This is a genomic window from Bradyrhizobium sp. WCU1, assembly GCF_053474805.1.
The window spans coordinates 7,475,048-7,501,126 of record NZ_CM130280.1; the positions used below are offsets into that span (position 1 = coordinate 7,475,048).

18 protein-coding genes are annotated in these 26,079 nt (G+C 64.8%); 7 read left to right on the forward strand and 11 right to left on the reverse strand.

Going from position 1 to position 26,079, the window contains the following annotated elements; all coding sequences use genetic code 11:
* Positions 1-83: 83 nt before the first annotated feature.
* Positions 84-1,241 carry a cysteine desulfurase family protein gene (locus tag ACTUWL_RS35070; protein ID WP_021081113.1) on the reverse strand — a complete coding sequence of 386 codons (1,158 nt, stop codon included), beginning with the start codon at positions 1,239-1,241 and terminating at the stop codon, positions 84-86.
* A 439-nt stretch (positions 1,242-1,680) separates the two neighbouring features.
* On the opposite strand from ACTUWL_RS35070, the gene ACTUWL_RS35075 reads away from it, so the two are divergent.
* A complete protein-coding gene (locus tag ACTUWL_RS35075; RefSeq protein ID WP_016843213.1) occupies positions 1,681-2,328 on the forward strand; it encodes an alpha/beta hydrolase in 648 nt (215 codons plus the stop codon).
* A gap of 259 nt (positions 2,329-2,587) precedes the next feature.
* On the opposite strand, the gene ACTUWL_RS35080 is transcribed toward ACTUWL_RS35075, so the two are convergent.
* The 3 genes from ACTUWL_RS35080 to ACTUWL_RS35090 all read right to left on the reverse strand — a co-directional run bounded on the left by ACTUWL_RS35080 (position 2,588) and on the right by ACTUWL_RS35090 (position 4,784).
* Positions 2,588-2,917: a DMT family transporter gene (locus tag ACTUWL_RS35080; RefSeq protein ID WP_021081112.1), complete on the reverse strand. Its 330-nt coding sequence runs from the start codon at positions 2,915-2,917 to the stop codon at positions 2,588-2,590.
* A 3-nt stretch (positions 2,918-2,920) separates the two neighbouring features.
* On the reverse strand, positions 2,921-3,598 hold the full coding sequence (locus ACTUWL_RS35085; protein ID WP_021081111.1) for a glutathione S-transferase family protein: 678 nt from the start codon (positions 3,596-3,598) through the stop codon (positions 2,921-2,923).
* An 82-nt stretch (positions 3,599-3,680) separates the two neighbouring features.
* Positions 3,681-4,784: an anhydro-N-acetylmuramic acid kinase gene (locus ACTUWL_RS35090; protein ID WP_021081110.1), complete on the reverse strand. Its 1,104-nt coding sequence runs from the start codon at positions 4,782-4,784 to the stop codon at positions 3,681-3,683.
* Between the two features lie 152 nt (positions 4,785-4,936).
* Between ACTUWL_RS35090 and tyrS the strand changes: the two genes are divergently transcribed.
* Positions 4,937-6,190: a tyrosine--tRNA ligase gene (gene tyrS, locus ACTUWL_RS35095; RefSeq protein WP_021081109.1), complete on the forward strand. Its 1,254-nt coding sequence runs from the start codon at positions 4,937-4,939 to the stop codon at positions 6,188-6,190.
* A gap of 56 nt (positions 6,191-6,246) precedes the next feature.
* On the forward strand, positions 6,247-7,494 hold the full coding sequence (locus tag ACTUWL_RS35100) for an MFS transporter (protein WP_021081108.1): 1,248 nt from the start codon (positions 6,247-6,249) through the stop codon (positions 7,492-7,494).
* A gap of 89 nt (positions 7,495-7,583) precedes the next feature.
* On the opposite strand, the gene ACTUWL_RS35105 is transcribed toward ACTUWL_RS35100, so the two are convergent.
* Positions 7,584-11,288: a YhdP family protein gene (locus ACTUWL_RS35105; protein ID WP_106939928.1), complete on the reverse strand. Its 3,705-nt coding sequence runs from the start codon at positions 11,286-11,288 to the stop codon at positions 7,584-7,586.
* A gap of 242 nt (positions 11,289-11,530) precedes the next feature.
* On the opposite strand from ACTUWL_RS35105, the gene ACTUWL_RS35110 reads away from it, so the two are divergent.
* On the forward strand, positions 11,531-12,268 hold the full coding sequence (locus ACTUWL_RS35110) for a peroxiredoxin (RefSeq protein ID WP_021081106.1): 738 nt from the start codon (positions 11,531-11,533) through the stop codon (positions 12,266-12,268).
* 99 nt (positions 12,269-12,367) lie between these two features.
* Positions 12,368-13,723, forward strand: coding sequence for a M23 family metallopeptidase (locus tag ACTUWL_RS35115; RefSeq protein ID WP_021081105.1), 1,356 nt, complete (start codon positions 12,368-12,370; stop codon positions 13,721-13,723).
* A 281-nt stretch (positions 13,724-14,004) separates the two neighbouring features.
* Here ACTUWL_RS35115 and ACTUWL_RS35120 read toward each other — a convergent pair whose 3' ends face one another.
* Positions 14,005-15,240, reverse strand: coding sequence for an ABC transporter substrate-binding protein (locus tag ACTUWL_RS35120; protein ID WP_021081104.1), 1,236 nt, complete (start codon positions 15,238-15,240; stop codon positions 14,005-14,007).
* Positions 15,241-15,398: 158 nt separating this feature from the next.
* Here ACTUWL_RS35120 and ACTUWL_RS35125 point away from each other — a divergent pair, with 158 nt between their 5' ends.
* Both ACTUWL_RS35125 and ACTUWL_RS35130 read left to right on the forward strand, forming a co-directional pair.
* A complete protein-coding gene (locus ACTUWL_RS35125; RefSeq protein ID WP_021081103.1) occupies positions 15,399-17,567 on the forward strand; it encodes a carbamoyltransferase C-terminal domain-containing protein in 2,169 nt (722 codons plus the stop codon).
* A gap of 15 nt (positions 17,568-17,582) precedes the next feature.
* Positions 17,583-18,014, forward strand: coding sequence for a hypothetical protein (locus ACTUWL_RS35130; RefSeq protein ID WP_021081102.1), 432 nt, complete (start codon positions 17,583-17,585; stop codon positions 18,012-18,014).
* Between the two features lie 139 nt (positions 18,015-18,153).
* On the opposite strand, the gene ACTUWL_RS35135 is transcribed toward ACTUWL_RS35130, so the two are convergent.
* The 5 genes from ACTUWL_RS35135 to ACTUWL_RS35155 all read right to left on the reverse strand — a co-directional run bounded on the left by ACTUWL_RS35135 (position 18,154) and on the right by ACTUWL_RS35155 (position 25,372).
* Positions 18,154-19,089, reverse strand: a complete 936-nt coding sequence (locus tag ACTUWL_RS35135; protein ID WP_021081101.1) for a DMT family transporter — start codon at positions 19,087-19,089, stop codon at positions 18,154-18,156.
* An 84-nt stretch (positions 19,090-19,173) separates the two neighbouring features.
* A complete protein-coding gene (locus ACTUWL_RS35140) occupies positions 19,174-20,043 on the reverse strand; it encodes an NAD(P)-dependent oxidoreductase (RefSeq protein WP_021081100.1) in 870 nt (289 codons plus the stop codon).
* Positions 20,044-20,046: 3 nt separating this feature from the next.
* A protein-coding gene (gene prfB / locus ACTUWL_RS35145) for a peptide chain release factor 2 (RefSeq protein WP_106939930.1) occupies positions 20,047-21,178 on the reverse strand; the annotation gives its coding sequence in 2 pieces (ribosomal slippage) (positions 20,047-21,108 and positions 21,110-21,178; 1,131 coding nt in all).
* Positions 21,179-21,282: 104 nt separating this feature from the next.
* Positions 21,283-23,778, reverse strand: a complete 2,496-nt coding sequence (locus ACTUWL_RS35150; RefSeq protein WP_021081098.1) for a penicillin-binding protein 1A — start codon at positions 23,776-23,778, stop codon at positions 21,283-21,285.
* A 283-nt stretch (positions 23,779-24,061) separates the two neighbouring features.
* Positions 24,062-25,372, reverse strand: a complete 1,311-nt coding sequence (locus ACTUWL_RS35155) for an N-acetylmuramoyl-L-alanine amidase (RefSeq protein ID WP_035652736.1) — start codon at positions 25,370-25,372, stop codon at positions 24,062-24,064.
* Between the last annotated feature and the right edge of the window lie 707 nt (positions 25,373-26,079).

Consider the following 26,079-nt stretch of genomic DNA (forward strand, 5'->3'; position numbering starts at 1 on the left):
GCGGTTTCAAGGACCGCGGTGGATCTCAGTTCCGAAAAGTCTCTTACGATGCTTTGAACGCGAAATCACCCGCTTAGAACAGTTCAAGCTGTGTTTCGTCGCTCTCCCTTAACTAGGCTATCGGCGAGCTTTCGCCAAGCCTTGAGGGTCAAATCCACGTCTGTCTCCGTGGTAGACCAGCCAAGACTGAGCCGCACCGCTCCCTGGGACACCTCTGAACGGTATCCCATTGCCTCCAAGACATGCGACGGCTGGACCTTGCCTGACGAGCAGGCGGAGCCGGACGAGACCGCTACCCCCCCAAGGTCGAATCCGATCACGGCCGTCTCGGCCTTCATACCCGGTGCCGTGAACAGGACGGTATTCGGTAACCGCTTCACGTCGTCGGAGAACACCAGCACGTCCGGCGTCTGCCGCAGCCCGTGCTCGAGCCGGTCGCGCAATCCCCTGACGCGGGCGGCGTCGGCCTTCAACACCGCCATCGCAGCCTTCGTGGCCGCACCAAAGCCTGCGATCCCCGCGACGTTCTCCGTCCCTGCCCGCCGTCCAAGCTCCTGCCCGCCGCCGCGCAGCAGCGCCTCCAGCCCATCAACGCCCTCAGCAAGCACCAGCGCGCCGGTGCCCTTCGGTCCGCCGATCTTGTGCGCCGACAGCGTCACGAGGTCGGCCTTCGTCGAGGCGAGATCGAACGGGATCTTGCCGAACGCCTGGATCGCATCGACATGCAGCAGACCACCGGCGGCATGGACGATGTCTGCGACGTCGCCCACCGGCTGAATGGCGCCGGTCTCGTTGTTCGCCAGCATCACCGAGACAAGTGCGGGCGGACTATCAGCCAGCAGCGCACGCAGACGATCGAGATCAATCACTCCGGCCTGCGTAACATTGATCGCGCCGATTGCCTCGCGCGGAAACCGCCCGCCGGCGAGCACGGATGCGTGCTCGATCGCTGACACCAACAGCCGCTCGACCGGCGCGCCTGCACCGCGGCGCAATCCCGGCGTCAATGCGAGTGCATTGGCTTCGGTCCCGCCGGAGAGAAATACGACGTCCTGAGGCCGGCCGCCGACCGCCTTCGCCACCGCATTGCGCGCATCCTCGACCAGCCGCCGCGCGCTGCGCCCCTCGCTGTGCACCGAGGACGGGTTGCCGCTCAAGTCCCAAGCGGCCGCCATCGCCGCTTTCGCCTCCTGGCGAAGCGGCGTGGTGGCATTCCAGTCGAGATAGACGCGATCGGCCATCGAGCTTGCCCGCCGTAATCACCGTGGTTGCGGCCTTCCCTTGCGACATAGCGACAGTCGGGCACCGAGACCAGATCAGAGTCGCCGGCAAGAGCGGTTTTTCGCGCGCACGAAAACCACACCTGTGTTGCCAGGCAAGACATCCGTTCGTGGCGAGCACGATAGCAATATGACAAAGCAAAACTTCAGGTGGCTAGCGAACGATTCGGCATGTCGATCCGGATCGCGCGCCGCCGCGCGAATTCACGCCGGCCAAGCGGCACAATTTCCTTGATTTTTGCCCCTTGCGTCATGCTAGAAGGCCCACCAGCGTGCCGCGCGGCGGCGCCTGTGCCGATTTCATCATGAGCCGCCCTGTTCGCGCCCCGTCGCTGAAGATGGCTCCAACCGGTTGATTGATCGACGTCAATCAAGGGAACGCGTCAATCAAGGGAACACAATGCCTGAAGTGATTTTCACCGGCCCTGCTGGCCGTCTCGAGGGCCGCTATCATCCGGCCAAGCAGAAGAACGCGCCGATTGCGATGATCCTGCATCCGCATCCGCAGTTCCACGGCACGATGAACCACCAGATCGTCTACCAGTGCTACTACGCGTTTGCGCATCGCGGCTTCTCGGTGCTGCGCTTCAACTTCCGCGGCGTCGGCCGCAGCCAGGGCTCGTTCGACCACGGCACCGGCGAACTGTCCGACGCGGCAAGCGCGCTCGACTGGGCGCAGGCGATCAATCCCGAGGCGCGCGCCTGCTGGGTGGCGGGCTTCTCGTTCGGCGCATGGATCGGCATGCAACTCCTGATGCGCCGGCCGGAGGTCGAGGGCTTCATCTCGATCGCGCCGCCCGCCAATCTCTACGACTTCTCGTTCCTCGCGCCCTGCCCGTCGTCCGGCCTGATCGTGCACGGCGACAAGGATGCCGTGGTGCCGCCCAAGGACGTCAACACGCTGGTCGAGAAGCTGAAGACGCAGAAGGGCATCGTGATCGACCAGCAGGTCATCCCCGGCGCCAACCACTTCTTCGACGGCAAGCTCGAGCCGCTGATGGAGACGGTGACCGGCTATCTCGACATGCGTCTCGCCAACGTGCGGTGAAGCGGCAGTGACGTCGCCCGCGAACACGGCGGGCGAGTTCACTTATAGCGACATCGTGCGGGTAAAGGATGACGCGTCTGACCCGCTCCGTCGAGGCCACAAGGCTTGGGTAGTCTTGGTCGTTCGTCCCCAAGATCGATCCGGCACTTACTTTGACAGGTTTCCACCGGGCGTCGTCTATTCCGTCGAATATGAGGACGGAGTGGCCGAGGATGCCCATGAGGATTCGCTGGAACGTTTTCAAGGCACGTAAGCCTGATCATTCCGGCGCGAACTTCAACGCCGCAATCCCGACCAGCACCAATACGATCCCCGCGACCTTCATCGGGTTCAGCGCCTCGTTGAACAGCAGCACGCCCATGGTCAGCGTGCCGGCGGCGCCGATGCCGGTCCACACCGTATAGGCGACGCCGACGCCGAGCACCTGCAGCGCGCGCCCGAGCAGGAACACGAACGCGGCGAGCAGCAGCAGCGAGACCAGCGTCCAGCCGAGCCGCGTATAGCCTTCGGCATACTTCATCGAGATCGCCCAGCCGACATCGAGAAGACCGGCGATGACCAGCGCGACCCAGGCAACGGAATGCGACATGGCTTACGCGGCGAGCTTCAGCATATGCGCGCGGTGGCCGACCAGGAACGCGTGCAGCAGCGCGGGATAATCGGGTGACACGGCGCTGCGCACGCTCGGCCGCTGCGCCAGCGCGCTGCGCCAGGCGCGGAGTTTCGGCGTGTGGGTGAAGACCGCAAGATCGGTCAACTGATCGAACAGATCGAAATAGCGGAAGATCGGCGCGAACACTGCGTCGACCAGACTGAACTTGTCACCCGCGAAGAAAGGACCCGCGCCGAGCGCAGCCTCGACGCGCGCGAACTTTGCGGCCACCGCCTGCCGCTTGCTCTCGAAGGCGGCGGCATCGGTCGCGGTCTCGAGCCCCCAGAGGTCACCGAGGATAGCCGAACCGAACTCCATCCAAGCGCGGTGCTCCGCGCGGGTGAGCGCATCCTGCGGATGCAGCTTCGCGCCGGCTTGCGTCTCCTCGATGTACTCGCAGATCACATTGCTCTCGAACAGCGCGACCTCCTTGCCGTCGTCGCGGGTCACCACCAGCACCGGCACCTTGCCGAGCGGCGAGATCTTCAGGAAACAGTCCGGCTTGTTGGCGAGATCGATGTCGATTCGCTCGAACGGCACGCCCTTCTCCTGCAGCGCGATGACAGCGCGTTGCACATAGGGACAGAGCTTGTGGCTGATCAGCTTCAGGGCGGCCATGACGAACCTCGCGTTCAATGCAACTGCATCGAATTAAATGCAGCGGCATGGAACTGTCAAGGTAGATGCATTTGCATCTAAGTCACGGTCGCGCGATGATGCCCCCGGTCATCGGGATCGGCACCCCCGTGGTGGTGGGATAGCTCAGCGGCAGCCCCTTCATGCCGCGCGCGGCCAGGAAGCCGAACGCCTGCGCCTCGATCGCGTCCGCCGCCCAGCCGAGCGCCTCGGCGGGCTCGACGGTCGCCGGCGCCAGGCGCTCGCGCAGCATCCGCAGCATCGTCAGGTTGGATGCGCCGCCACCGCAGATGATCCAGCTCTTCGGCCGTTTCGGCAGCAGCGGCACGACGCGGGCGATCGCGGCCGCTGTGAACGCGGTCAGCGTCGCGGCCCCATCGGCCGGTGCCACGGCGCCGAGCTTGAGGCTCGCGAAGTCGTTGCGGTCGAGCGATTTCGGCGGTGGAACCGAAAAGAACGGCAGCCTGAGCGCCTGCGCGATCCAGGCCTCGTCCGGTTTGCCCAGCGCGGCGAACTTGCCGGCGGTGTCGAACGGCTGATGCATGTGGCGGAACATGAAGTCGTCGAGCAGCGCATTGCCCGGCCCGGTGTCGCAGGCGATCAGCGTGTCCGGGCCGTCGATATATGTAATGTTGGAAACACCACCGATATTGACGACGACGATCGGCCCCTCGCGGTTCAGCGATTGCGCCAGCGCACGGTGGTAGACCGGCACGAACGGCGCGCCCTGCCCGCCGGCCTCGACGTCGGCGGCGCGGAAATCATGCATCACCGGAATGTGGATCACCTTGGCGAGCGCCAAGGCGTCGCCGATCTGCACCGTCAGCTTCCGCTCGGGGCGATGCAGCACGGTCTGGCCGTGGAACCCGACGATGTCGATGTCCTGTGCCGAGATCCGGTGCTGCGCCGTGAAGGCGGCAACCGCCTCGGCGTGAGCTGTCGTGACCGCCTGCTCGGCCTGCCGCAGGATCCCCGGCCGGGCGTCGCGCCGGGACAGATGAACGGCTTCGGTCAGGGCCTGGCGCAGCAGGCTGCGCTCGCTCTCGGTATAGGGCCGATAGCCCGTGGGTCCGAAGGCCCTGATCTGGCGGCCATCGGTCTCGATCAGTGCCACGTCGACCCCGTCGAGCGAGGTCCCGCTCATCAGACCGAGTGCCGTTAACATCATCGTAGAAGCGCCCCAGCCGGGAACCCCCGGCTTGTCTCAAACAAGTACATCCTATAATGCCACTGCGCGTCCGCCTGCGGCAGCCTCAAGCATCAGGGTTCCGCAAATAGATGCAAAAACCGTAAAACAAGAATGATCTGGCTCGCCGACAAATGACTGCATTTAAATCGGATTTCCTGAACACTCTACAGGAACGCGGCTTCGTTCACCAGTGCTCCGATTTCGAGGGCCTCGACGCGCTTGCCGCGAAGGGAGAGGCCACCGCCTATGTCGGCTATGACTGCACCGCGCGGTCGCTGCACATCGGCAACTTCCTGACCATGATGATGCTGTACTGGCTGCAGCAGAGCGGCAACAAGCCGATCACGCTGATGGGCGGCGGCACCACGATGGTCGGCGACCCCTCCGGCAAGGACGAGACCCGCGCGATGCGCACGGTCGCCGAGATCGAAGCCAACAAGGCCTCGATCCGCGGCGTGTTCGCCAAGGTGCTGCGCTACGGCGACGGCAAGTCCGACGCCATCATGCTCGACAACGCCGAGTGGCTGACCAAGCTGAACTGGATCGAGATGCTGCGCGACATCGGCCGGCACTTCTCGGTCAATCGCATGCTGACGATGGACTCGGTGCGGCTCCGGCTCGAACGCGAGCAGGAGATGAGCTTCATCGAGTTCAACTACATGGTCTGCCAGGCCTACGATTTCGTCGAGCTGTCACGCCGCGCCGGCTGCCGGCTGCAGATGGGCGGCTCCGACCAGTGGGGCAACATCGTCAACGGCGTCGATCTCGGCCGCCGCATGGGCACGCCGCAATTGTTCGCGCTGACCACGCCGCTGCTCACCACCGCCTCCGGCGACAAGATGGGCAAGACCGCCAAGGGAGCGGTGTGGCTCAACGCCGACCAGTTCTCGCCGTACGACTTCTGGCAGTACTGGCGCAATGTCGAGGACGCCGACGTCGTCAAGTTCCTCAAGCTGTTCACCATCCTGCCGATCAGCGAGATCAACAAGCTCGCCGCTCTCGGTGGCAGCGAGATCAACGAGGCCAAGAAGGTGCTGGCGACCGAGGCAACTGCCCTGCTCCACGGCCGCGATGCGGCCAATGAGGCCGCCGAGACCGCGCGTCGCACCTTCGAGGAAGGTGCGCTGGCCGAAACCTTGCCGACGGTGGAAATTCCGCGCGGCGAATTCGAAGCCGGCATCGGGGTGCTCGCCGCCTTCGTCAAGGCCGAGCTCGTCGCTTCCAACGGCGAAGCGCGCCGGCAGATCAAGGGCGGTGGCCTGCGCGTCAACGACGCTGCCGTCACCGACGAGAAGATGCTGCTGACGCCGGCCAATCTCACGCCGGAAGGCGTGGTGAAGTTGTCGCTCGGCAAGAAGCGCCATGTTCTGCTGAAGCCTGCATAGGCGCATTCGCATTTGTCGGTTGCAGGGGGTGACGAAAGCGCGCTCCCTGCATACCGATGGACCAGACCACGCCTCCGAACGACACGCTTGCCGCACCGGCGAAGCAATCGCGCACCGCGCTGAACGTGCTCGCGCTGTGCTTCGTGCTGTCGGTGCTCGGGCGCGGCCTCAGCGACAGCTTCACGGTGTTCCTGAAACCGATCTCGGAAAATTTCGGCTGGGACCGTGCCTCGGTCGTGTCCGTCTATTCGCTGACCTGGCTCGCCAGTGGCCTGACTGCGCCGCTGGTCGGACGACTGTTCGACCGCTCCGGTCCGCGCGTGGTCTATGCGCTCGGCCTGTCGCTGCTCGGCTGCGCCTTCCTGGTCGCCTCGCGCGCCGAGCAGCTCTGGCAATTCCAACTGAGCGTCGGCCTCTGCGTCGGATTCGGCACCGCGCTGATCGGCAACGTCTCGAACTCGATCCTGCTCGGCCGCTGGTTCGGTCCGCGACTGCCGACCGCGATGGCCGTGATGTATTCGGCGACTGGCGCCGGCCTCTTGCTGCTGCTGCCGCTGTCGCAGGTGCTGATCGACCGGATCGGCTGGCGCGAGGCCTATCAGGTGTTCGGCATCGGTGCGCTTGGCCTGCTTATTCCGCTGGTCTTGCTGCCGTGGCGCCTGCTCGCCGGCGGCTCGCCGCATATCGTGAAGAAGGCCGAGAGCAATCTGGCCGATGAAGGCTGGACGTTGCTGCGGGCGATGCGCCATCACGCCTTCTGGGCGCTGTTCTCGACCTTCTTCTTCACCGCGATTGCGATGTACGCGCTGACGGCGCAGATCGTCGCCTATCTGATCGATGTCGGCTTTCCACCGCTGCAGGCCGCCACCGCCTGGGGCTTCTCCGGCGTCGCTCTGTTCGTCGGCATGCTCGGCGTCTCCACGCTCGACGGCATCATCGGCCGCAGGCCCAGCGTGCTGTTCAGCTATGGCGTCTCGATTCTGGGCATCATCCTGCTCTGGCTGCTGCAGTGGTACCCGAACTACTGGCTCTTGACCGGCTTCATCATCTGCTTCGGCAGCATGATCGGCTCACGCGGCCCGCTGATCACCGCGACCGCGCTGAAGATCTTCCGCGGCGAACGCGTCGGCACGATCTACGGCACCATCATGATCGGCAGCGGTCTCGGCTCCGGCCTCGGCTCCTGGGGCGGCGGCCTGATCCACGACTGGACCCACAGCTACAATCCGCTGATCGCGTTCGCGCTGGTCAACGTGGTGCTCGGACTGATCCCGTTCCTGGTGGTGCCGGCGCTGCGGCGGTGACGCCGTTTTTCAGGAGGTCCGCGACTGGCTGTGAACGGCTATGCGTTCGAACTCGTCGAAGTGAACGCTCTTCCCGCCAATCGATTCCCCTAATTGTTGTTCGTCGTCGGCAGGTCGTTCGGGCCGTACTGCTTGAACTCGAAGATCTTCCGCGTCAGGCCGGGCGCCAGCGCCGAGATCGGGTTGACGCGCAGCACCGGCGCGCTCGGTGTTCCCACCACTTCATAGGTCACGCCGATCAGGCCTTCATTGCTGCCGGCGCCGAGGAAAATCCCGAAGAACGGGATCTGGCCGAACATGTTGTTCAAGCCGTACATCGGAATGAAGGTGCCGTTCATCCGCACCTGATTGCCGACATAGTCGATGCTGCCCTCGATGGTCGCGCCGATGCTCGGTCCCTTGACCACGCCGTTGCGGATCGAGAGCTGGCCGCTCTGGCGGGTGAACTCGGCGCGCAGCGCATCGAACCCGATTCCGTTCTGGGTGCTGACCGGCCCGCCGGCGACGGCGCGGTCGAGCTGGGTTTCGCCCTTCACCGAGAAGCCGGTGATGTTGATGAGGCCTTCCCTCGGGCTCGGCTCGGGGATCGGCGGCTCCATCGCCAGCGTGAGCTGGCCGCCGACGACCTTCGAATAAGTGTCGATGAAGCGCAGGAATGCGCCGGCGTCGCCGGTCTGCAGGTAAATCACCTCGCGGCCCTGCTGACGGCCGCGCATATCGACCGTAACAGGCGTGTCGCGGCCGACCTTGCCGCTCAGCGTGAACGCCTTGAAGAACCCGTTGCGGCGCGAGATCTTGGCATCGACGCTGCGCAGCGCCTCGCCGTTGAAACCGGCCACGGCGCCGAGCTTCAGATCGACGTCGAAATCGGTGGTCCTGGTCTTGCTCTTGGGATCGCTGTCGCGGCCGGAGATCGCCGATTTCAGGAAGCCGCGGCCGTCGAACACATCGCCGCGCATCGTCACCTTGATGACGCCGTCGGGTCCGCGATCGGCCCGCAGCGATGTCTTGTCGCCTTCCGACGGCGCATAGGTCGGGAAGTTCGCATTCATGAGATCGCCGTTCTGGTCGACCTCGAGCGCGCCCTTGATCGAGACGCCGGCGCCTTCGATCGAGATATCCTCGAACCGCGTCGATTGTCCCTTCGGCACCACGTTGAAGGTCGCCTTGCCGGCCCGGCCCTGCGCTTTGACCCACCCCGGCAGGATGTTGTCGAGCTTGAGCTGAGTGAGGTCTGCCTCGACGCCCATCTTGGTGGCGGGATTGTCGCCGCTGCCGATCTTGCCGGAGAGCTTGATCGGGATCGCGCCCGAGACGGCAGGACCGAGATCTAATCCGAGGCGCGCGCGGCCCGCATCGTCGAGCGTTGCCTGCAGCTTGACGTCGGCATCGCCATCGGTCGGCTTGCGATAGTCGAGCGAGGCCGCCTGCCCGTTGATCTTGACGTCACCCTTGACCTGGAAGCCGGCATTGCTGGCGGCCAGCTTCAGCGTGTTGGCCTCGAGCTTCTGGTTCATCACCAGCTTGTCGACCGCGACACCGGTGATGTCGGCATTGACGGAATATTGCGTGTCGGTCTTGGTGAGCTCGCCCTTTACCGGCATGCCGAGATTGATGGTCGCGGTGACGTTGCCCCTGCTGGCGTTGGGATCGATCGGCGGACCGGAGAGATCGCTGAGCCGGTCGGATGCGAGGATTTCGGCGGCGGCCGGCACCGGGCAGTCGACCCGGAACCTGACCTTCGACGGCGACGGCTTCGGTGCCATGTCCGGCACCTCAAAGGTGAAATCCGAGATCGTGATCTTGCGCCCCGCCGGCGTGTCGGCGATGCCCTGGTTGATGGACACGGTCGCGGTGCGGCCGGTCACCCTCGCCTTCAGATCCGCATCATGCACCGCGGGCATCTGATCCACCGGGCGCACCGTGACGCCGGACGCGACGATGTTGACCGAAAGACCGTCATCGGGGATCGGCGGGCCCTTGCGTGACAGATTATGCACTGGCGAATTGACGCCGACATCGATGCGCTGGAGCGTGCCGCGGTCGATCCGCTCGAGCACCCATTCCCGCACCTCGGGCACGATGATGATCGGCCACATCCGCTTCAGGGCCGAGGCCGACATCGGCGTGCCGGCGAATCCGAGCTGCAACCGCGGCTCGCCGGAATAGTCGATGCTGCCAGTGCCGGCGACGCCGATCTCGCCATTGGAGATGTCGGCCTGGGTCAGCAGCACGCGCTTCTTCTCGGTGTCGAAACGGAAGCCTATATTGATGCGATTGAAAATCAGCGGCGGTTCATTCTTGTCGGCGCCGGCCAGCACGATGGTGCCGCCGGATAGCCCCGCCTGCCAGTCGGCGACATTGTCGTTGGGCGGTTCAAGATGCCCGAGCAGCGTGATGCGGTTGGCGCCCGAGACGATTTTGATCGGCGCCAGCAGCACGCGCCGGCCCGAATCCCATTCCACGCTCATCTCGGCCGAATCGACCGGCATCGGGTAGTCGGGCGTGTCGGTGTCGATGATGTTGCCGGCGCCGACATTGATCTTTCCGCGGAAATAGGTCGGCAGGCCGTCGCGCCCGAGTTCGCCCTTCATCTCGCCCGACAGCGGCAGGTCGGCGGTGTAGGTGAGATCCTTGGTCCGCATCGCCAGCAGGATGTTCCGGGTGGACACCTTGTCGGCCTTGACGTCGACCGAGCGCACACCGTTCTGCTGCGGTCCGACCAGCACGCGGACCAACCAGGGCTTGGCGCCCTCCTCGCCGAAGCTGAGCGCAACCCCGCCGCCGCTTGGGCGGCGCAGGCTCAGGCTGATATTCTCAAAGCTCCATTTGTTGCCGCGCTGCTGGTCGTCGACGACGAGATTGCCGTTCTTCAGGCCGATCTCGTTGAGGTTCTGCCCGTCGAGGCCGGTCATGCTGAGGCTGTCGAGCCAGTCGAGACCGGCAAGAAGCCCGCTCTGGGCCGAATCGGGCGAGGCCGCCGAGGGCTCGGAGGCGGCGGGCGGCGACGCAACCGGCGGCGGGGCCGTGGGCGTCGGACGCGGGAATGTCGGCGGCAGGCCCGCGTCGCGCTTGGAGGCGACGCCGGTGGCCAGCGGCTTTGCGGTGTCGCCGGCCGACACCGTCACATTGCCGTCGGGCGTGATGCGCACCGACAGTTCCGCATCGACCAGATTGAGGCTCTCCGCCCGCAGCTGGCCCATCAGAAGCGCCGTTCCGGACAATCGCACTTCGGCTTTCGGCGCGCTGGCGACGACCGCATGGTCGCGGTCGCGGACGATGATGTCGCGGATGCGCACCGCGATCCTGACCCGGCCGGCGCGCTCGATCTGCGTACCGCCGACCTCGACCGTGTTGCCGTGGCCGATATTCTCCTCGATCGCCGCGGCAAGCCATGGCGTCGCCAGATCGAGATTGATCGGACCGGCGCCGAGCCGCCACCACAATGCGCCGAAGCAGGTCGCGAACAGCACGACCAGCACCACGAGAACCAATCCGATGCGGCGGATCCAGCGCTCGCCGTGCAGCCAGCGCTGCATGCCGGAACAGAAATCGGTGAAGCGATGCAGGTTGTTGTTGGAACGCGCCAGCAATTGCCGCGCACGGTTGCCCGCCGCCTCATCCTGCTCGTCCCACGCGGCGTCGTCTTCCCATTGAGAGAAGTCAGCCCCGGCGCGCGGATTTGGCCCCTGCGGCGACGTGTTCCTTGCCATTGCCTCTCGGTGCTGACGGCGAAGCTGCTTGCCGTCATCAGGGCGCCCGTCGACTACTATCGAGCGCTCCCGTGCCGGCATCGCCGCCTATCCTCGCCTCATCATGTCACTCGCCGATGGCCCCAAGATCGGCCCCAAAAGAACGGACCAGACCAACCAATCAAAAGCCAATTCAACAAGCGGACGGGTTACGCGTCGAACTCCTTGTCACCATACTCCGCGGCCATCAAACTTGCCCAGCGGCCGGTGCGAATCCGGCCGCCGCTAACAAGACCCGCAATACCCCAATGGTTGAGCTTCGGAAAGCGACGAAAGGAAGGCGTATGTCCAAGAAAACGCGCAAGAAATCCTCCAATACAACCGGAAAGCCGGCCGCAACAAAGGTTGCGCGCGCGAGAAGCGCAAGCACTGGGAAGTCCGCGACGAAAACCCGCACAACGGTTGCGAAAAAGGCCGCATCCAAGAAGGCGTCCGAGCAAGCGGCCAAAACAGCGAAAGCCAAGACCGCAGCGGGTGTTCAAGTCAAAGCCTCGCACAAGGCTGCATCGAAACCGTTAAAGCCGGAGCCCGCCGCGACCGTGATCAAGTCGTCTGCCGTCACACTTGCCGAGGGAGCCGCGGCGCCTGGCTTCGACTTGCCGCGCGATGGCGGCGGCAGAGTCTCGCTGAAGGATTTCGCCGGCAAGAAGCTGGTGCTGTTCTTCTATCCGCGCGCCGACACCCCCGGCTGCACCAGGGAGGCAATCGACTTCACCCGGCTCAAGGGCGAGTTCGCAGCAGCAGGCGCCGAGGTGGTCGGCATATCAGCCGATACGGTTAAGGCGCAGGAGTCATTTCGAAACAAACACCAGCTGTCGGTGCCGCTGGCCTCGGACCCCGCCCATGAGATGCTCGAGGCATACGGTGCCTGGGGCGAAAAATCCATGTATGGCAGGACCTTCATGGGAATTATTCGCACCACGGTTCTGGTCGATTCCGGTGGAAAAGTCGCCCGGATCTGGCGCCATGTGAAGGTCGACGGCCACGCCGAAGCGGTATTGGAGGCCACCCGGGAGCTCTGACGGGAGGGTTCCGTTTCCTGAAAATTAACCATGGCGGGCTCAAATCGGCCCCGCAAAGTAGCCGTGCGGAGCTTGGTCCGACCGGCCGCGGGAGTACCGATGTCGAGCCGGTCCGGTCATCACCAGGAATACCTGAAACACCATCATCCCCAGGACCATGGCCGGGCACCGGCGCGCCGTCCGGCCGCCCATCACGCCGCACCGGCGGCAGCATCCGGCGAGGGCTATACGCTGGTCCATGCCGGCAAGCAGGTCCGGTTCGGGCCGGTCGTGTTCTGGATTGCGGTCGGAACCGTGGTCCTGCTCGGCATGTGGTCGGCGGCGACCGCGACCTATTTTGCGTTCCGCGACGACGTGCTGACCCGCCTGATCGCGCGCCAGGCCGAGATGCAATACGCCTATGAGGACCGCATCTCCGAGCTGCGCGCCAAGGTCGATCGCACCACCAGCCGCCAGCTGCTCGACCAGGAACAGTTCGACCAGAAGCTCGACCAGATTATGAAGCGGCAGTCGACGCTGGAATCGCGCGCCACTGCGCTCGGCGCGATGCCCGATGCCACTTCGACCGGATCGATCAAGCCGCAGGGCCGCGCCGAATCTGCGCCGTCATCCGGAACGCCAAAGCCCTCCCCGATCAGCGACACCGTGATCTTCGTGGCGCCGCCGGATCGCGAGGCGCGGCTGGAATCTCGCGCACCGCTGATCGCCAAGACGCAGCCGAACCAATTCGCCAAGGCCCAGGGCGTCGACAACGTGCTGGTCCGTCTGCAGACCTCGCTTGACCAGGTCGAGCGCCGTCAGGTCGCCGCGCTCTCCTCGGTCGAGGACGGCATCGAATCGCGGGTGCGCCGGATGCGCGGCGTGATCAGCGATCTCGGCCTCAACATGTCGCAACTCGAAGCCGCTGTGCCGCGCTCCGGCATGGGTGGCCCGTTCGTGCCGGTGAAGCTCGCGCCCGACGCCGGCGCGTTCGAGCGCCAGCTCTACCGCATCAACATCAACCGCGCGCAGATGCAGCGCCTCAACCAGACGCTGGCGCTGGTGCCCTACCGCAAGCCCGTGGTCGGCGAGGTCGAATTCACCAGCGGCTTCGGTGTCCGCAGCGATCCCTTCCTCGGCCGGCCGGCGATGCACACCGGCCTCGACTTCCGCGCCGCGCAAGGCGATCCGGTGCGCGTCACCGCCAACGGCAAGGTGGTGTCGGCGGGCTGGGCCGGCGGCTACGGCCGGATGGTCGAGGTCGATCACGGCAACGGCCTTTCGACCCGCTACGGCCACCTCTCCGAGATCGGCGTCAAGGTCGGCGAATACGTCAAGATCGGCCAGGTGATCGGCGCGGTCGGGTCGACCGGCCGTTCCACCGGTCCGCATCTGCACTACGAGACCCGCATCGACGGCGAAGCGGTCGATCCGCAGCGCTTCCTCCGCGCCGGCATCCGGCTCAGCGCGGGTTAAGCCTCGCCTCACGACGATCGATCTGAACATCGGCGCAAGCGCCCTCGCTTGCGCCGATCTCGTTTGTGGCTCAGCGACGACCGCCATCGCCCATGCCGCCGCCCGGCCCGGGGCCGGTTGTTGCTCCGCTGAGAGAATCGGGCGCAGGGCCGCTCCTACCTGACGGGCCGCCGCCACCAGGCGCACCGCGCCCGCCGACCGGAGAAGATTCGGTGTCGTCCCTGCGAAAGCACTGACGACAGCGGTGGGTTGGCACGAGCAATCGCGTGACTGGCGAGCGCTTACCGCGTCGCGTCGTGCCCCACCTCGCCGGTAATGACATCGCCGAACAGCTCCCACGCCTCGCCGTTGAACCGCATCAGCTGCATCTGCTCGATCGGGAAGTAGTCGTCCGGCGAGGTATTGACCATGACGCCCGGCAGCATCAGGTCGGAGTGGAAGTTCTTCAAATTGGCGGCTTGCTTCATCACGTTTTCGCGCGTCAGATTGTCGCCGCACTGCTTCAGCACCTGGACCATGGCCTCGGCCTGCACATAGCCATAGAGGTTGTTGGCGTTGCCCTTGTCGCCGTCGGGATAATACTTGTCCATGAACGCGCGCCATTTCACGACGGGAGGATCCTTGTCCCAGGTCGGATCGGTCGGGTCCTTCAGATAGGCCGTCGAGATGATGCCCTTGGAATATTCGAGCCCCGCCGGCTTCAGGACCGAGGCGACCGAGGTCGCGGTGTTGGCGAGGAAGAATTTCGGCTTCCAGCCGAGTTCGCCCACCTTCCGGATCGCCTGTGCCGATCCCTTCGGCGCCGCCCAGGAGAAGAAGATGTCCGCGCCGGAATCGTGCAGCGCGACGATCTGCGAATCGATCGAGGGATCGGAGACCTCGTAGGACTTGTCGGCGATGATCATGCCCGCCTTGTCGCCGAGCCCGTCCTTCAAGCCCTTGAACTGATCCTTGCCGGCGTCGTCATTCTGCCAGAACACCGCGATCTTGCTGTCGGGAAACTTGTCGCGAATATATTTCGCGTAGATGCGCCCCTCGCTCTGGTAGTTGGGCTGAAAGCCCATCGTCCAGGGAAAGTTCTTCGGATCGCCGAACTTGGTGCCGCCGGACGCGACGAACAATTGCGGCACCTTCTTGGCATTCATGTATTTCATGATTGCCGAATTCGACGGCGTGCCGAGCGCCTGGAAGATCAACAGCACCTCGTCGCTCTCGACCAGCTTGCGCGCCTGCTCGATCGCCTTCGGCGGCGAATAGGCATCATCGTAGCTGATGAAGTTGATCTTGCGGCCATTGATGCCGCCCTGCTCGTTGATCATCTTGAAGAACGCGGCCTCGGTCTTGCCGATCACGCCGTAGGACGACGCCGGGCCGCTATACGGCATGATGTTGCCGATCTTGATTTCGGTATCGGTCGCGCCGGGATCGTATTTCTTCTGCGCATACGCCAATGTCGCGATCAGTGCCACACTTGCGAACGCCGCGATTGCGCCAATATATCCAGGACGAGCCGGCATCGTTTTCTCCCGATTTTTGTCGTGGTTTTGACGCAAGTCTCGCAAGAGACGCATGTGCTGGCAAGCGCCGGGTTTTTCCGTTGGACGAAACGGCATTGTTGCCTGGCGCTGTTTATGATTGAAGGTCGATCTGGGGATCACGAGTCGAGGCGTTTTGATTGCGTAAACCGGACATTCGTACCGGTCCGCGGCATCCGCGTATTGCGGCTGCGGGCTATGAAATCACACGCCGCCTCAGCGAACGTGCGCTGGCCAGTCGTGGCCTCCACAAAGTTAACGGCGAGTTCGCGCAAGCCACGATCGCCTCGATCCGCGAGAGGCTGCAGCGCGGCGAGACCATCTATATCGCGGGCCTCGCCTGCCCCGGCACGCACAACACCGGCGTCGCGCTGGTCGAGGTCACCCAGAAGGACGGCCCGCGCCTGATCGTCAACAACGAGGAAGAGCGCTTTTCCGGAAACAAGCATACCAACGAGTTTCCACAACACGCGCTCGACGACATGCGCAAGGTGCTGCGGCGGATGGGCCGCGACATCGGCGACGTCGCAGCCTTCGTCACGACATGGGACTATCCGGCACTGCTGCCGATGCTGATCCGCACCTCGCTCGAGGAAGCGCCGGCCAGCATTAAATTGCTGCGCGCACCGATCGCGCCCGCGATCAACCTGCGACAGATGGACCAGGTGCGGCGCATCTCACGCAGGCTCGGCAAGATGTACGGGCTTGGCGAGCAGCTGCCGCTGATCTGCATGCCGCATCACGACAATCACGCCTGGTACTCGTTCACCGCCTCGCCGTTCGCCGATCTGCGCGAACGTGTGGCGATCGCGGTGCTCGACGGCACCGGCGACGTCGGCTCGATCTCGCTCTATGTCGCCGAGAACGGCGAGATGAAGCGGCTGTACTGCAATGAGAGCCTGTTCGATTCGCTCGGCGCCTTCTACACCGTGATCTCGTCGAGCCAGGGCGGCTGGACCTGGCTCTCCAGCGAAGGCCGCTACATGGGCGCGGCCGCCTGGGGCGACATGAACCGCGCCACCAATCCCTACTATCAGCGATTGAAGGCGGTGCTGCAGCTCGGCCCCGAAGGCCGCGTGCAGCTCAATCGCGCGATGGCCAACTGGTTTGCCGATCCTGCCGACAATCCCTACAAGCAGCCGCTGATCGACATTCTCGGCCCGCCGCTGCGGCCCGACCAGCTCTGGAATCCCGATGCCGTGCTGCGCGTCGAGGACATCAACCACCGCCCCGACACCAAGGACCGCGTCGACAAGGCGGCTGCGACGCAACTGGTGTTCGAGGACGCGATGATCCACGTCATCGATCATCTCTTGCGCATCACCGGCACCGACCGCCTGGTGCTGACCGGCGGCGTGGCGCTGAACGCGCTCGGCAACATGCGGCTGCTCGAGCATTTTGACGAGGCGTGGTTCGAACAGGCCCAGCAGCGCAAGACGCGGCTGCACATGTGGGTGCCGCCGGTGCCCGGCGATCCCGGCGTGCCGATCGGCGCGGCCTGGCTGATTGCGCATATGGCGGGCGCGCCGCGCGGTGCGCCGCTGTCGCATGCGTTCTACTGCGGCCTGCCGCCCTCGAACACCGACATCGCTGCGGCACTCAACGCCGACGACGTCGCCTCGATCGTGATCGGCAATGTGACGACATCAGAGGGGCGCGATGCCGTTGCCGATCTGATGGCCAGCATGGTGGCGCAAGGCGGCGTGATCGCGATCTATCAGGGCGCGGCCGAGACCGGCCCGCGCGCGCTCGGCCATCGCTCGATCCTCGCCAACCCCTGCGATCCCGAGGTGCGCGAGCGGCTCAACGAACGCGTCAAGTACCGCGAGGCGATCCGGCCGCTGGCGCCGATGGCGACGCTTGAGGCCGCACGCGATTATTTCGAGCTGGAAGACGGCGCCTCCGACGCTGACTACAACGCCTACAACTACATGGTGCTCACGGCGCATTCGAAGCCGGAGGCGCGCGCGAAGATACCGGCCGTGGTGCACGCCGACGGCACCGGCCGCATCCAGATCGTGCGCGAGGCCGACGATCCCCTTACCTACGCCTATCTGAAGGCGCTCGGCCGCCATATCGGCGTCGAGATGTCGGTCAACACCTCGTTCAACGTTGCGGGGCCGATCGCGCAGACCCCGGTGCAAGCAATGGACACGCTGCGCCGCTCCAAGGGGCTCGATGCCGTGGTGCTGGTCGCCGATGACGGCACCGCCTACGCCGCCTGGCACGGCGGCGAGCGCGACAGCGGTCGTTTTACTGGCTGGTATGCGGCGTGGAAGCAGGAATATCCAAGGACCGCGGCAACCTAGCGACTGGAGGAGCCGATGTACGACCTTTTGAAGGATTGGGCTCAAATCTCTCCAGGATTTGTACCCGTTGTCGCGCTTCTCGCCGTACTAATAGCCGGGCGGCAACTCGCCCTTAATCGAATAAGTCATCGGGAGACGACCGCAAAAGCGACCCTCCGAGAGTATCTCAAGCTTGCCGTCCAATACCCAAAGCTTTCTCAAGGTGACTTCAGTCAACTGCAGGGAGAAGAATTAGAGCGCTACAAATGGTTGGTTGGCTATCTTCTTTGGTCGGCCGAGGAACTCCTAGAATTTGATCCGAAAGAAGGTGCCTGGACGCGCAATCTGAAGATGTTGATGAAGCATCACGGCGACTACCTCAAGTCGCCGGAGTTCAACGCGCAAGAGCTCGGAACCTATTCCGCGAAAACGCAATCTTTCATCAAGGATGCCGTTGCGTCGAACTAAAGCATGATCCGGAAAAGTGCGAAGCGGTTTCCGAAAAGATCATGCTTAAACAAGAATCCAAAGCGCAGTGACGATTCAACATGATCTCATCGCGCTTTAGATCTCGCAGCGCTAAAACAAAGATTTGCGGCGCAAGATGTCAGCGTGTCGTCGAGCCGACCGGACGCTGTTTGCGCTGGCCGAACGTTAACACACGTCCGTCGATCAGCAGCAGCGCGCTCGCGATCACCAGCGCGCCGGTCACCTCGCGCCACGAGACCGGCTCGCCGAGCACGAGATAGCCGAGCAGCATCGCGGTGGCTGGAATCAGCAGCGTCACCAACACCACATTGGTCGCGCCGGAGCGTTGCAGGATCTGAAAGAACACGATGTAGGCCAGCGCCGTCGACAGCGCCGCGAGCCCGAGCACCGCGAGCCACGTGGTCGCCTGCGGCATCGGCAGCAGCCAGGGCCGATCGGCCACCGCGGCGATCGGCGCAATCATCACGGCCGATGCCAGCATCTGGAACGTCGCCGTGCCGAGCGGCGGCACGCGCTGCGGCAGCCGACGCCCGACCAGTGCCGCGATGCCATAGCTGAAGGCGCCGGCAAGGCACAGCGCGATGCCGATGCCCTGGCGGCTCTCGAAGCCGAGCGCATCGCCGTGCAGGATCGCGACCCCGATCAGCCCGACCACCACGCCCACGACGCGACGCGCCTGCAGCCTCTCCTCGCCGGCCGCCGCCATGATGACCACCGCGAACAGCGGCGTCGTCGCATTGAGGATCGAAGCCAGCCCGCTCGGAATGTAGGTCTGCCCGAACACGATCAGCGAGAACGGCAGCACATTGTTGAACAACCCCATCGCGACGAACGGCGCCCACCCCGGCACACCGCGCGGGAATTCGATCTTCCTGGCCCGCAGCAGCGGCAGCAGGATGATCGTGCCGAGCACCACGCGCAGCAGCACCAGCGTCAGCGGCGGCAATTCGCGCAGGATCATGCCGTTGAAGAAGAACGAGCCGCCCCACAGCACCGACAGCAGGCCAAGCAGGCCCCAGTCGCGGCGATCGATTCTGTTGTCGACGGAAGGCATGGCGGGCACCCGGCTGCACTGGCAGAGGTGACTAGCGCGGCGCCGCAAATATTCCCACCCGATTTCCCGGAATGGCTGGCCCGCCTATTTCGGCCGCGATACGATCTCGATCATCTGGCCTTCGTCGCCGTCGGGGGCATGAGCCCTGGCCTTGTCGTAGGCGGTGAGCGCGGCGCGGCTCACGGGCACGCCGGGCAGCAACGTTTCGGCGAGCCGCACGGCATATTCCGCGTCCTTGTGACGCAGCGCCGCCGTGAACGACGCGCCGGAGAAGTTGCGGTCGATCATCCGCTTGCTGTGGCGGATCACCTGCGGGCTGGCGATCGCGCCGGTCCCTAGCGCCTCGGCGACCAATTGCATGTTGAGGCCGGCCTGCTCGGCGATCGCAACGCCTTCGGCAAGGCTTGCGATCTGCACCGCGCCGATCAGGTTGTTGATCAGCTTGAACACGGTGCCGGTGCCGACCGCACCGAAATGGCGGATCGTGCTGCCGATCGGCGTGAGGAACGGTCGTGCCTTGTCGAGGTCGGCGTTGTCAGCGCCAACCAGCAGCGTCAGCTTGCCGGCGGCCGCAGCCTCCGGCAGCCCGGTGACGGGACAATCGATGTAGATCAGGCCGCGGCTCTGCAGCTCGCGCGCCATATCGAGCGTGTGCTGGTAGGAGACCGTGGAGCATTCGATCGCCAGCGTGCCGGCCTTCATCGTGGCGGCGGCGCCATCCCTGGTGAGCCAGACATCACGCGATGCCGCATCGTCGGCGACCATCGTCACGACCGCATCGGCATCGATCGCGGCATCCTCCGGCGAGGTCGCCCATTGCGCGCCGCGCGCGATCAGATCCTCGGCCTTGGCCTTGCTCCGGTTCCAAACCGCGACCGTGAAGCCGGCTTCGAGATAACGGCCGGCCATCCCGTGGCCCATGCGTCCCAATCCGATGAAAGCGACGCGCGGCATGAGCTAATCCACATCCTCGACGGAACCGGGCCCGGTGCCGAACGCACGCTGCGCCAGTGTCGCCGCCATGAATTCATCGAGGTCGCCGTCGAGCACGCCCGAGGTGTCGGAGGTCTGCACACCGGTGCGCAGGTCCTTCACCATCTGGTAGGGCTGCAGCACATAGGAGCGGATCTGGTGACCCCAGCCGATATCGGTCTTGGCGGCCTGATCGGCAGCCGCCTGCTCCTCGCGCTTCTTCAGCTCGATTTCGTACAGTCGTGCGCGCAGCATGTCCCAGGCCTGTGCCCGGTTCTTGTGCTGGGAGCGGCCCGCCTGGCAGACCACGGCGATGCCGGTCGGAATGTGTGTCAGGCGCACCGCCGACTCGGTCTTGTTGACGTGCTGGCCGCCGGCGCCGCCCGACCGCATCGTGTCGGTGCGGACGTCGCTCTCCTTGATCTCGATCTTGATGCTGTCGTCGATCACCGGAAAGATCTGCACCGACGAGAACGAGGTGTGCCGCCGCGCATTGGAGTCGAACGGCGAGATGCGCACCAGGCGGTGCACGCCGGCCTCGGTCTTCAGCCAGCCATAAGCATTGTGCCCGGAGATCTGGATGGTGGCGGACTTGATGCCGGCCTCTTCACCCTGGGACTCTTCGAGGAACTCGATCTTGAAGCCGTGCTTCTCCGCCCAGCGCGTGTACATGCGCAGCAGCATCTGGGCCCAGTCCTGGCTCTCGGTGCCGCCGGCGCCGGCATGGACCTCGAGATAGGAATCGAACTTGTCGGCCTCGCCCGAGAGCAGCGCTTCCAGCTCGCGCCGGGCGACCTCCTTCTTGAGGTCCTTGAGCGCCTTCTCGGCCTCAGCGACCACGCCGGCATCGTTCTCGGCCTCGCCGAGCTCGATCATGCCGACCTGATCCTCGAGCTCGCGCTCGACCTTGCCGATACCCGAGAGCGCGTCCTCCAATGAGGTGCGCTCCTGCATCAGCCGCTGGGCCTTCTGGGGATCGTTCCAGAGATTGGAATCTTCTGCGAGCTTGTTCAGCTCAGCGAGGCGTGCCGTCGATTGTTCGACGTCAAAGATGCCTCCTCAGCAGCCCGACTGACTGCTTGATCTCTTCAACAAGGCGTTCGATTTCCGCGCGCATGGTCTTTCAGGTGTTGGCAAAAAGGTTCCGGGGGATGTAGCGACCGGCGCGGCAAAGCGCAATCGGCTTGGCCGCACTATCCCGGCGATTCGTCGCATCGGCCGCTAGTAAAGCCCCCCGGTTCCCGGCCGCATGAAGAAGCCGCTGTCAGGCTGCCCGCCTCCCTGCGACGGCTGCGGCGCCGGGCCGCGGCCGTCGGCATCGGCGACCCCGATGACCGAGTAATTCTCCGGCGGCGCGGTGCCCGGCTTGAAGGCTTCGAGGATGGTGTTGCCGCCGTCGCCGGGGCCGGCACGCATGCCGGTCTTGGCATCGACCCGGATCAGCTTGATCCCGGCCGGCACCTTGAACGGCGTCGGCGGCTTGTCGGCGAGCGCAAGCTTCAGGAAGTCGCGGGCGATCGGCGCGGCGACGTGACCGCCGGTGGCGGCGCGGCCGAGATTGCGCGGCTTGTCGTAGCCCATGTAGACGCCGACCGCGAGATCCGGCGAGAAGCCGACGAACCAGACGTCCTTTTCGTCGTTGGTGGTGCCGGTCTTGCCGGCGATCGGCTTGCCGACTTCCTTGACGACGGTCGCGGTGCCGCGCTGGACCACGCCTTCCATCATCTCGGTGATCTGGTAAGCGGTCATCGGATCGAGCACTTGCTCGCGGCGGTCGACCAGCTGCGGCTCCGGCTGGCTCTTCCAGCCGCCAGGCGCGTCGCAGCCGCGGCATTCGCGGGTATCGTGCTTGAAAATGGTGTGGCCGTAGCGATCCTGGATGCGATCGATCAGCGTCGGCTTCACGCGACGGCCGCCATTGGCGAACATCGAATAGGCCGTCACCATCCGCATCACGGTGGTTTCACCGGCCCCCAGCGCATAGGACAGATAGTTCGGCAATTCGTCATAGACGCCGAAGCGTTTCGCATACTCGCCGACCAGCGGCATGCCGATGTCCTGCGCGAGCCGCACCGTCACAGTGTTGAGCGAGCGTTGCAGTGCGTTGCGCAGCGTGGTCGGGCCGTAATATTTGCCGGTGGAATAGTTCTCCGGTCGCCACACGCCGGCGCCCTGCCCCTGATCGATCTCGATCGGCGCGTCGATCACCGTGGTCGACGGCGTATAGCCGTTGTCCAGCGCCGACGAATACACGATCGGCTTGAACGACGAGCCGGGCTGCCGGTAGGCCTGCGTCGCGCGGTTGAACTGGCTCTGGTCGAACGAGAAGCCGCCGACCATCGCGAGCACGCGGCCGGTCCACGGGTCCATCGCCACCATCGCGCCGGAGACCTCCGGCAATTGGCGCAGGCGGTACTGGCCTTCGACCGCGGTGCCGTCCTTGGTCACCAGCGGATCGGCATAGATCACGTCGCCGGGCTGCAGCACCTGCGACACCGCCGTCGGCGCCTTGCCCTTGGACTTGGCCCAGCGCACGCCCTCCATCGTGATGATGCCGGTCTGCCGTTCCTTGCTGACCGCACCGCCGAGCTCGCGGCCCGGCTGAAAGCCGATCCGCGCCGACTGGTCGCTGGTCTCCAGCACCACCGCCATCCGCCATGGCGAGATGTCGGACAGCGATTTGACGTCGGCGAGCTTGACGCCCCAGTCGCCGGAGATGTCGAGCTTGTGAACTGGCCCACGCCAGCCCTGCGCCTCGTCGTAGTTGACGAGGCCGGCCACCATGGTCTTGCGCGCCATCACCTGGATCTTGGGATCCAGCGTGGTGCGGACCGAGAGGCCCCCCTCGTAGAGCTTCTTTTCGCCGTAGCGCTCGAAGATGTCGCGGCGGACTTCCTCGGCGAAATATTCGCCTGCGAAGATGTGCGCGCCGTTCGAGCGGTTGGTGACGTTAAGCGCGTCCTTGCGCGCCTTGTCGGCGTCGGCCTGCTTGATCCAGCCGTTCTCCAGCAGGCGGTCGATCACATAGTTGCGGCGTTCGATCGCGCGGTCACGGTTGCGGACCGGATGCAGCGCGGCCGGCGCCTTCGGCAGCGAGGCGAGATAGGACGCTTCCGCGATCGTTAGCTCGTTGACCGATTTGTCGAAATAGACCAGCGACGCCGCAGCGATGCCGTAGGCGCCGAGCCCGAGATAGATTTCGTTGAGATAGAGCTCGAGGATGCGGTCCTTGGAATAGGCGCGCTCGATGCGCATCGCCAGCAGGGCTTCCTTTATCTTGCGCGCGAACGAGACCTCGTTGGTCAGCAGGAAGTTCTTGGCGACCTGCTGGGTGATGGTCGAGGCGCCCTGCGGGCGGCGGTTGGAGCCGTAATTCTGCGCGTAGAGAATCGCGGCGCGCGCCATACCCTGATAGTCGATGCCGCCGTGCTCGTAGAAGTTCTTGTCTTCGGCGGCGAGGAACGCGTTGATCACGAGCTTCGGCACTGCCTGGATCGGCAGATAGAGCCGGCGCTCCTTGGAATATTCACCGAGCAATGCGCCGTCGGCGGCATGCACACGGGTCATCACCGGTGGCTCGTAGTCCTGCAGCTGCGAGTAGTCGGGCAGATCCTTGGAGAAATGCCAGATGGCGCCGGCGACGGCGGCGACACCGACCAGGAACACGACGGTTCCGGCGGCGAACAAGAAACCCATAAACCGCACGAGCAGGCGCATTATCGACGTTCCGTTCCTACCCTCCGGCGCTCAGTCGTCAGAGGCGCCTGTCCAAAAGTGCGAAGCCTCGCACAACCAAGGCTCACAACAAAGCCCCGTCACAACGAGGACTTTCCACAACAAGGCCTTGGCCCGGCGAGCCGCCTTGCGCATGCGAACAAAAACAACAGCCGCCGGACAATATGGTCGATTCTGCGGACCTGCGGTCGATTGTCTATACCGTTGCCGCTGTGGCCAAACTAGGGCTTCCGCGCAACGGCACCGGCTTTTCAGCCGGACAATTTCACTTGGCCGGTCCAGCGGTTGCCAGCCGTTTGGCGAAGAACGTGTCGATCGCCTGGACCATCGATCCGACGGCCTTGTTCCGCCAGTTCTCGGACACCAGGTGTTCGAGGTCACCCTTGTTGGAGACGTAGCCGATCTCGACCAGCACGGACGGCACGTCGGGCGCCTTCAGCACCCGGAAGCCGGCCGATTTCAGCGGATGCTTGTGCATCCGCACCGTGGACTTCATCTCGTCCATCAGCAGCCGGGCGAAGCGGTTGGAGAAGGTCTTGGTCTCGCGCTGCGCGAGGTCGATCAGGATATCGGCGACCTCGGTCGGCTCGTCGGTCAGGTTCACGCCGGCGATGGCGTCAGCCTTGTTCTCCGCTTCCGCCAGCCGTTCGGCTTCGGCGTCGGAGGCCTTGTCCGACACCGTGTAGATCGTGGCGCCCTGGGCATCGCCCTCGCGACGCGGCAAGGCATCGGCGTGGATCGAGACGAACAACGCCGCGGATTGCGTGCGCGCGATCTTCACCCGGTCGTTGAGCGGAATGAAGGTGTCGTCGGACCGGGTCATGATCACCCGATACTTGCCCGACTTCTCGATCCGGTCGCGCAGCGCAAGGCCGAAGCCCAGCACCAGGTTTTTCTCGGTCTGATCGCCGGACTGGGTGCCGTTGTCGATGCCGCCGTGGCCGGGATCGATCACGATCAACGGGCGCGAGTCGGTGACCGCAACCGGCGGCAACGCCGCCGTGGTGACGGCCGGTATGGCCGCCGTGGTCGACTCGGAGATCGCAGGCTTCAGCTCGGGACGGCTCTCGGGCGCGAGCGACTGCACGAAGCTGGTGCGATCGACCTCCTCGAAATCCAGCACCAGCCGCGGCGGCTGGCCATTGGCAGCGTCAAGCACGTAGGAATTGGCGATCTTCACCGGTCCGGTCAGGTCGAACACGATCCGGGAACCGCCGGGCATCACGAGGCCATAGCGGAACGCCTTGACCAGCCCGCGCCCAGCCGAGCCGGTACCGGCCGCGAGCTGGAAATTGACCTGCGGGATATCGACCACCACCCGGTACGGGTCGGCCAACGGGAAGGCGCGAAATTCGATCTTGCGATCCAGATCGAGGATGAATCGGGTCTGCTTGCCGTCGCCGGCAAGCCTGGCGCCGGATGCGACCGGGAAGTTCGCGGTGCTGGCGTCCGGCGCGGATGCACCGGCCTGCGGGCCTTCGGCCGCGCTCGGGGCGCTGGCCACGGCAACCACCAATGCTGCAGCGCACAACAGCCCGCATCCCAGAAAAACAAGGTGTTTTGCGCGGTTCTCCACCCGATTCGGAGCCTCCCAGCTGCTTCTTACCGCATTAGAACCACACGGTTAATCGTGCCCTAATGACATCGGAGCGAAAAGAACCGAGTGTTGCGGCGGCGTGACGCTTCCCTTGCACGCGACGGTCAATCCACGTATGTACGGAATGCTGACGGCTAGTACTCCCGGTTGTGTCGCGTTCAGCCTCTTGGTGCAGCGGTGGAACCTTCCAAGTCGAAGATCCCGCCGTGTTTTTCCGGTCCCTCCCCAGCCAGCGCCGCGCGCGGCTGACACGGAGTGGCGGATTCAAGCCCGAGCGGCGTCCGGTCCCAGACACACTCCCTCGCCAGAGGGACGGTTTGAGACACGGCGTAACCGATTATCCGGTTCCTTGGGGGATTCCTTGGGGCCTCGATATGCGATCGCCGGCAGGCGCTTCGGCGCCGGACGGGGCTTTCAGCAAAAGATACGGCGGTCAATTTCGCCGCCAACATGTTTAGACGGGCCGACGCTTAATGCGCCAGACTGCATTGCCGACCAGGATCCCCCGAATGCTCGCGCTGACGCGAGGTGAAAACCTCGCCCGTCGCATCATCCCGGTGAGTTCCCGTCCGGCGCTGCGCCGCGAGACGCGTTTTGGCCTTCCCCTCACCCCCGAATCAGGTGGACCGTCGCGTCACCGGGCGGCGCAGTTTGCGCGCGCCATGATCCGCGCCCGCCGCCGTCAA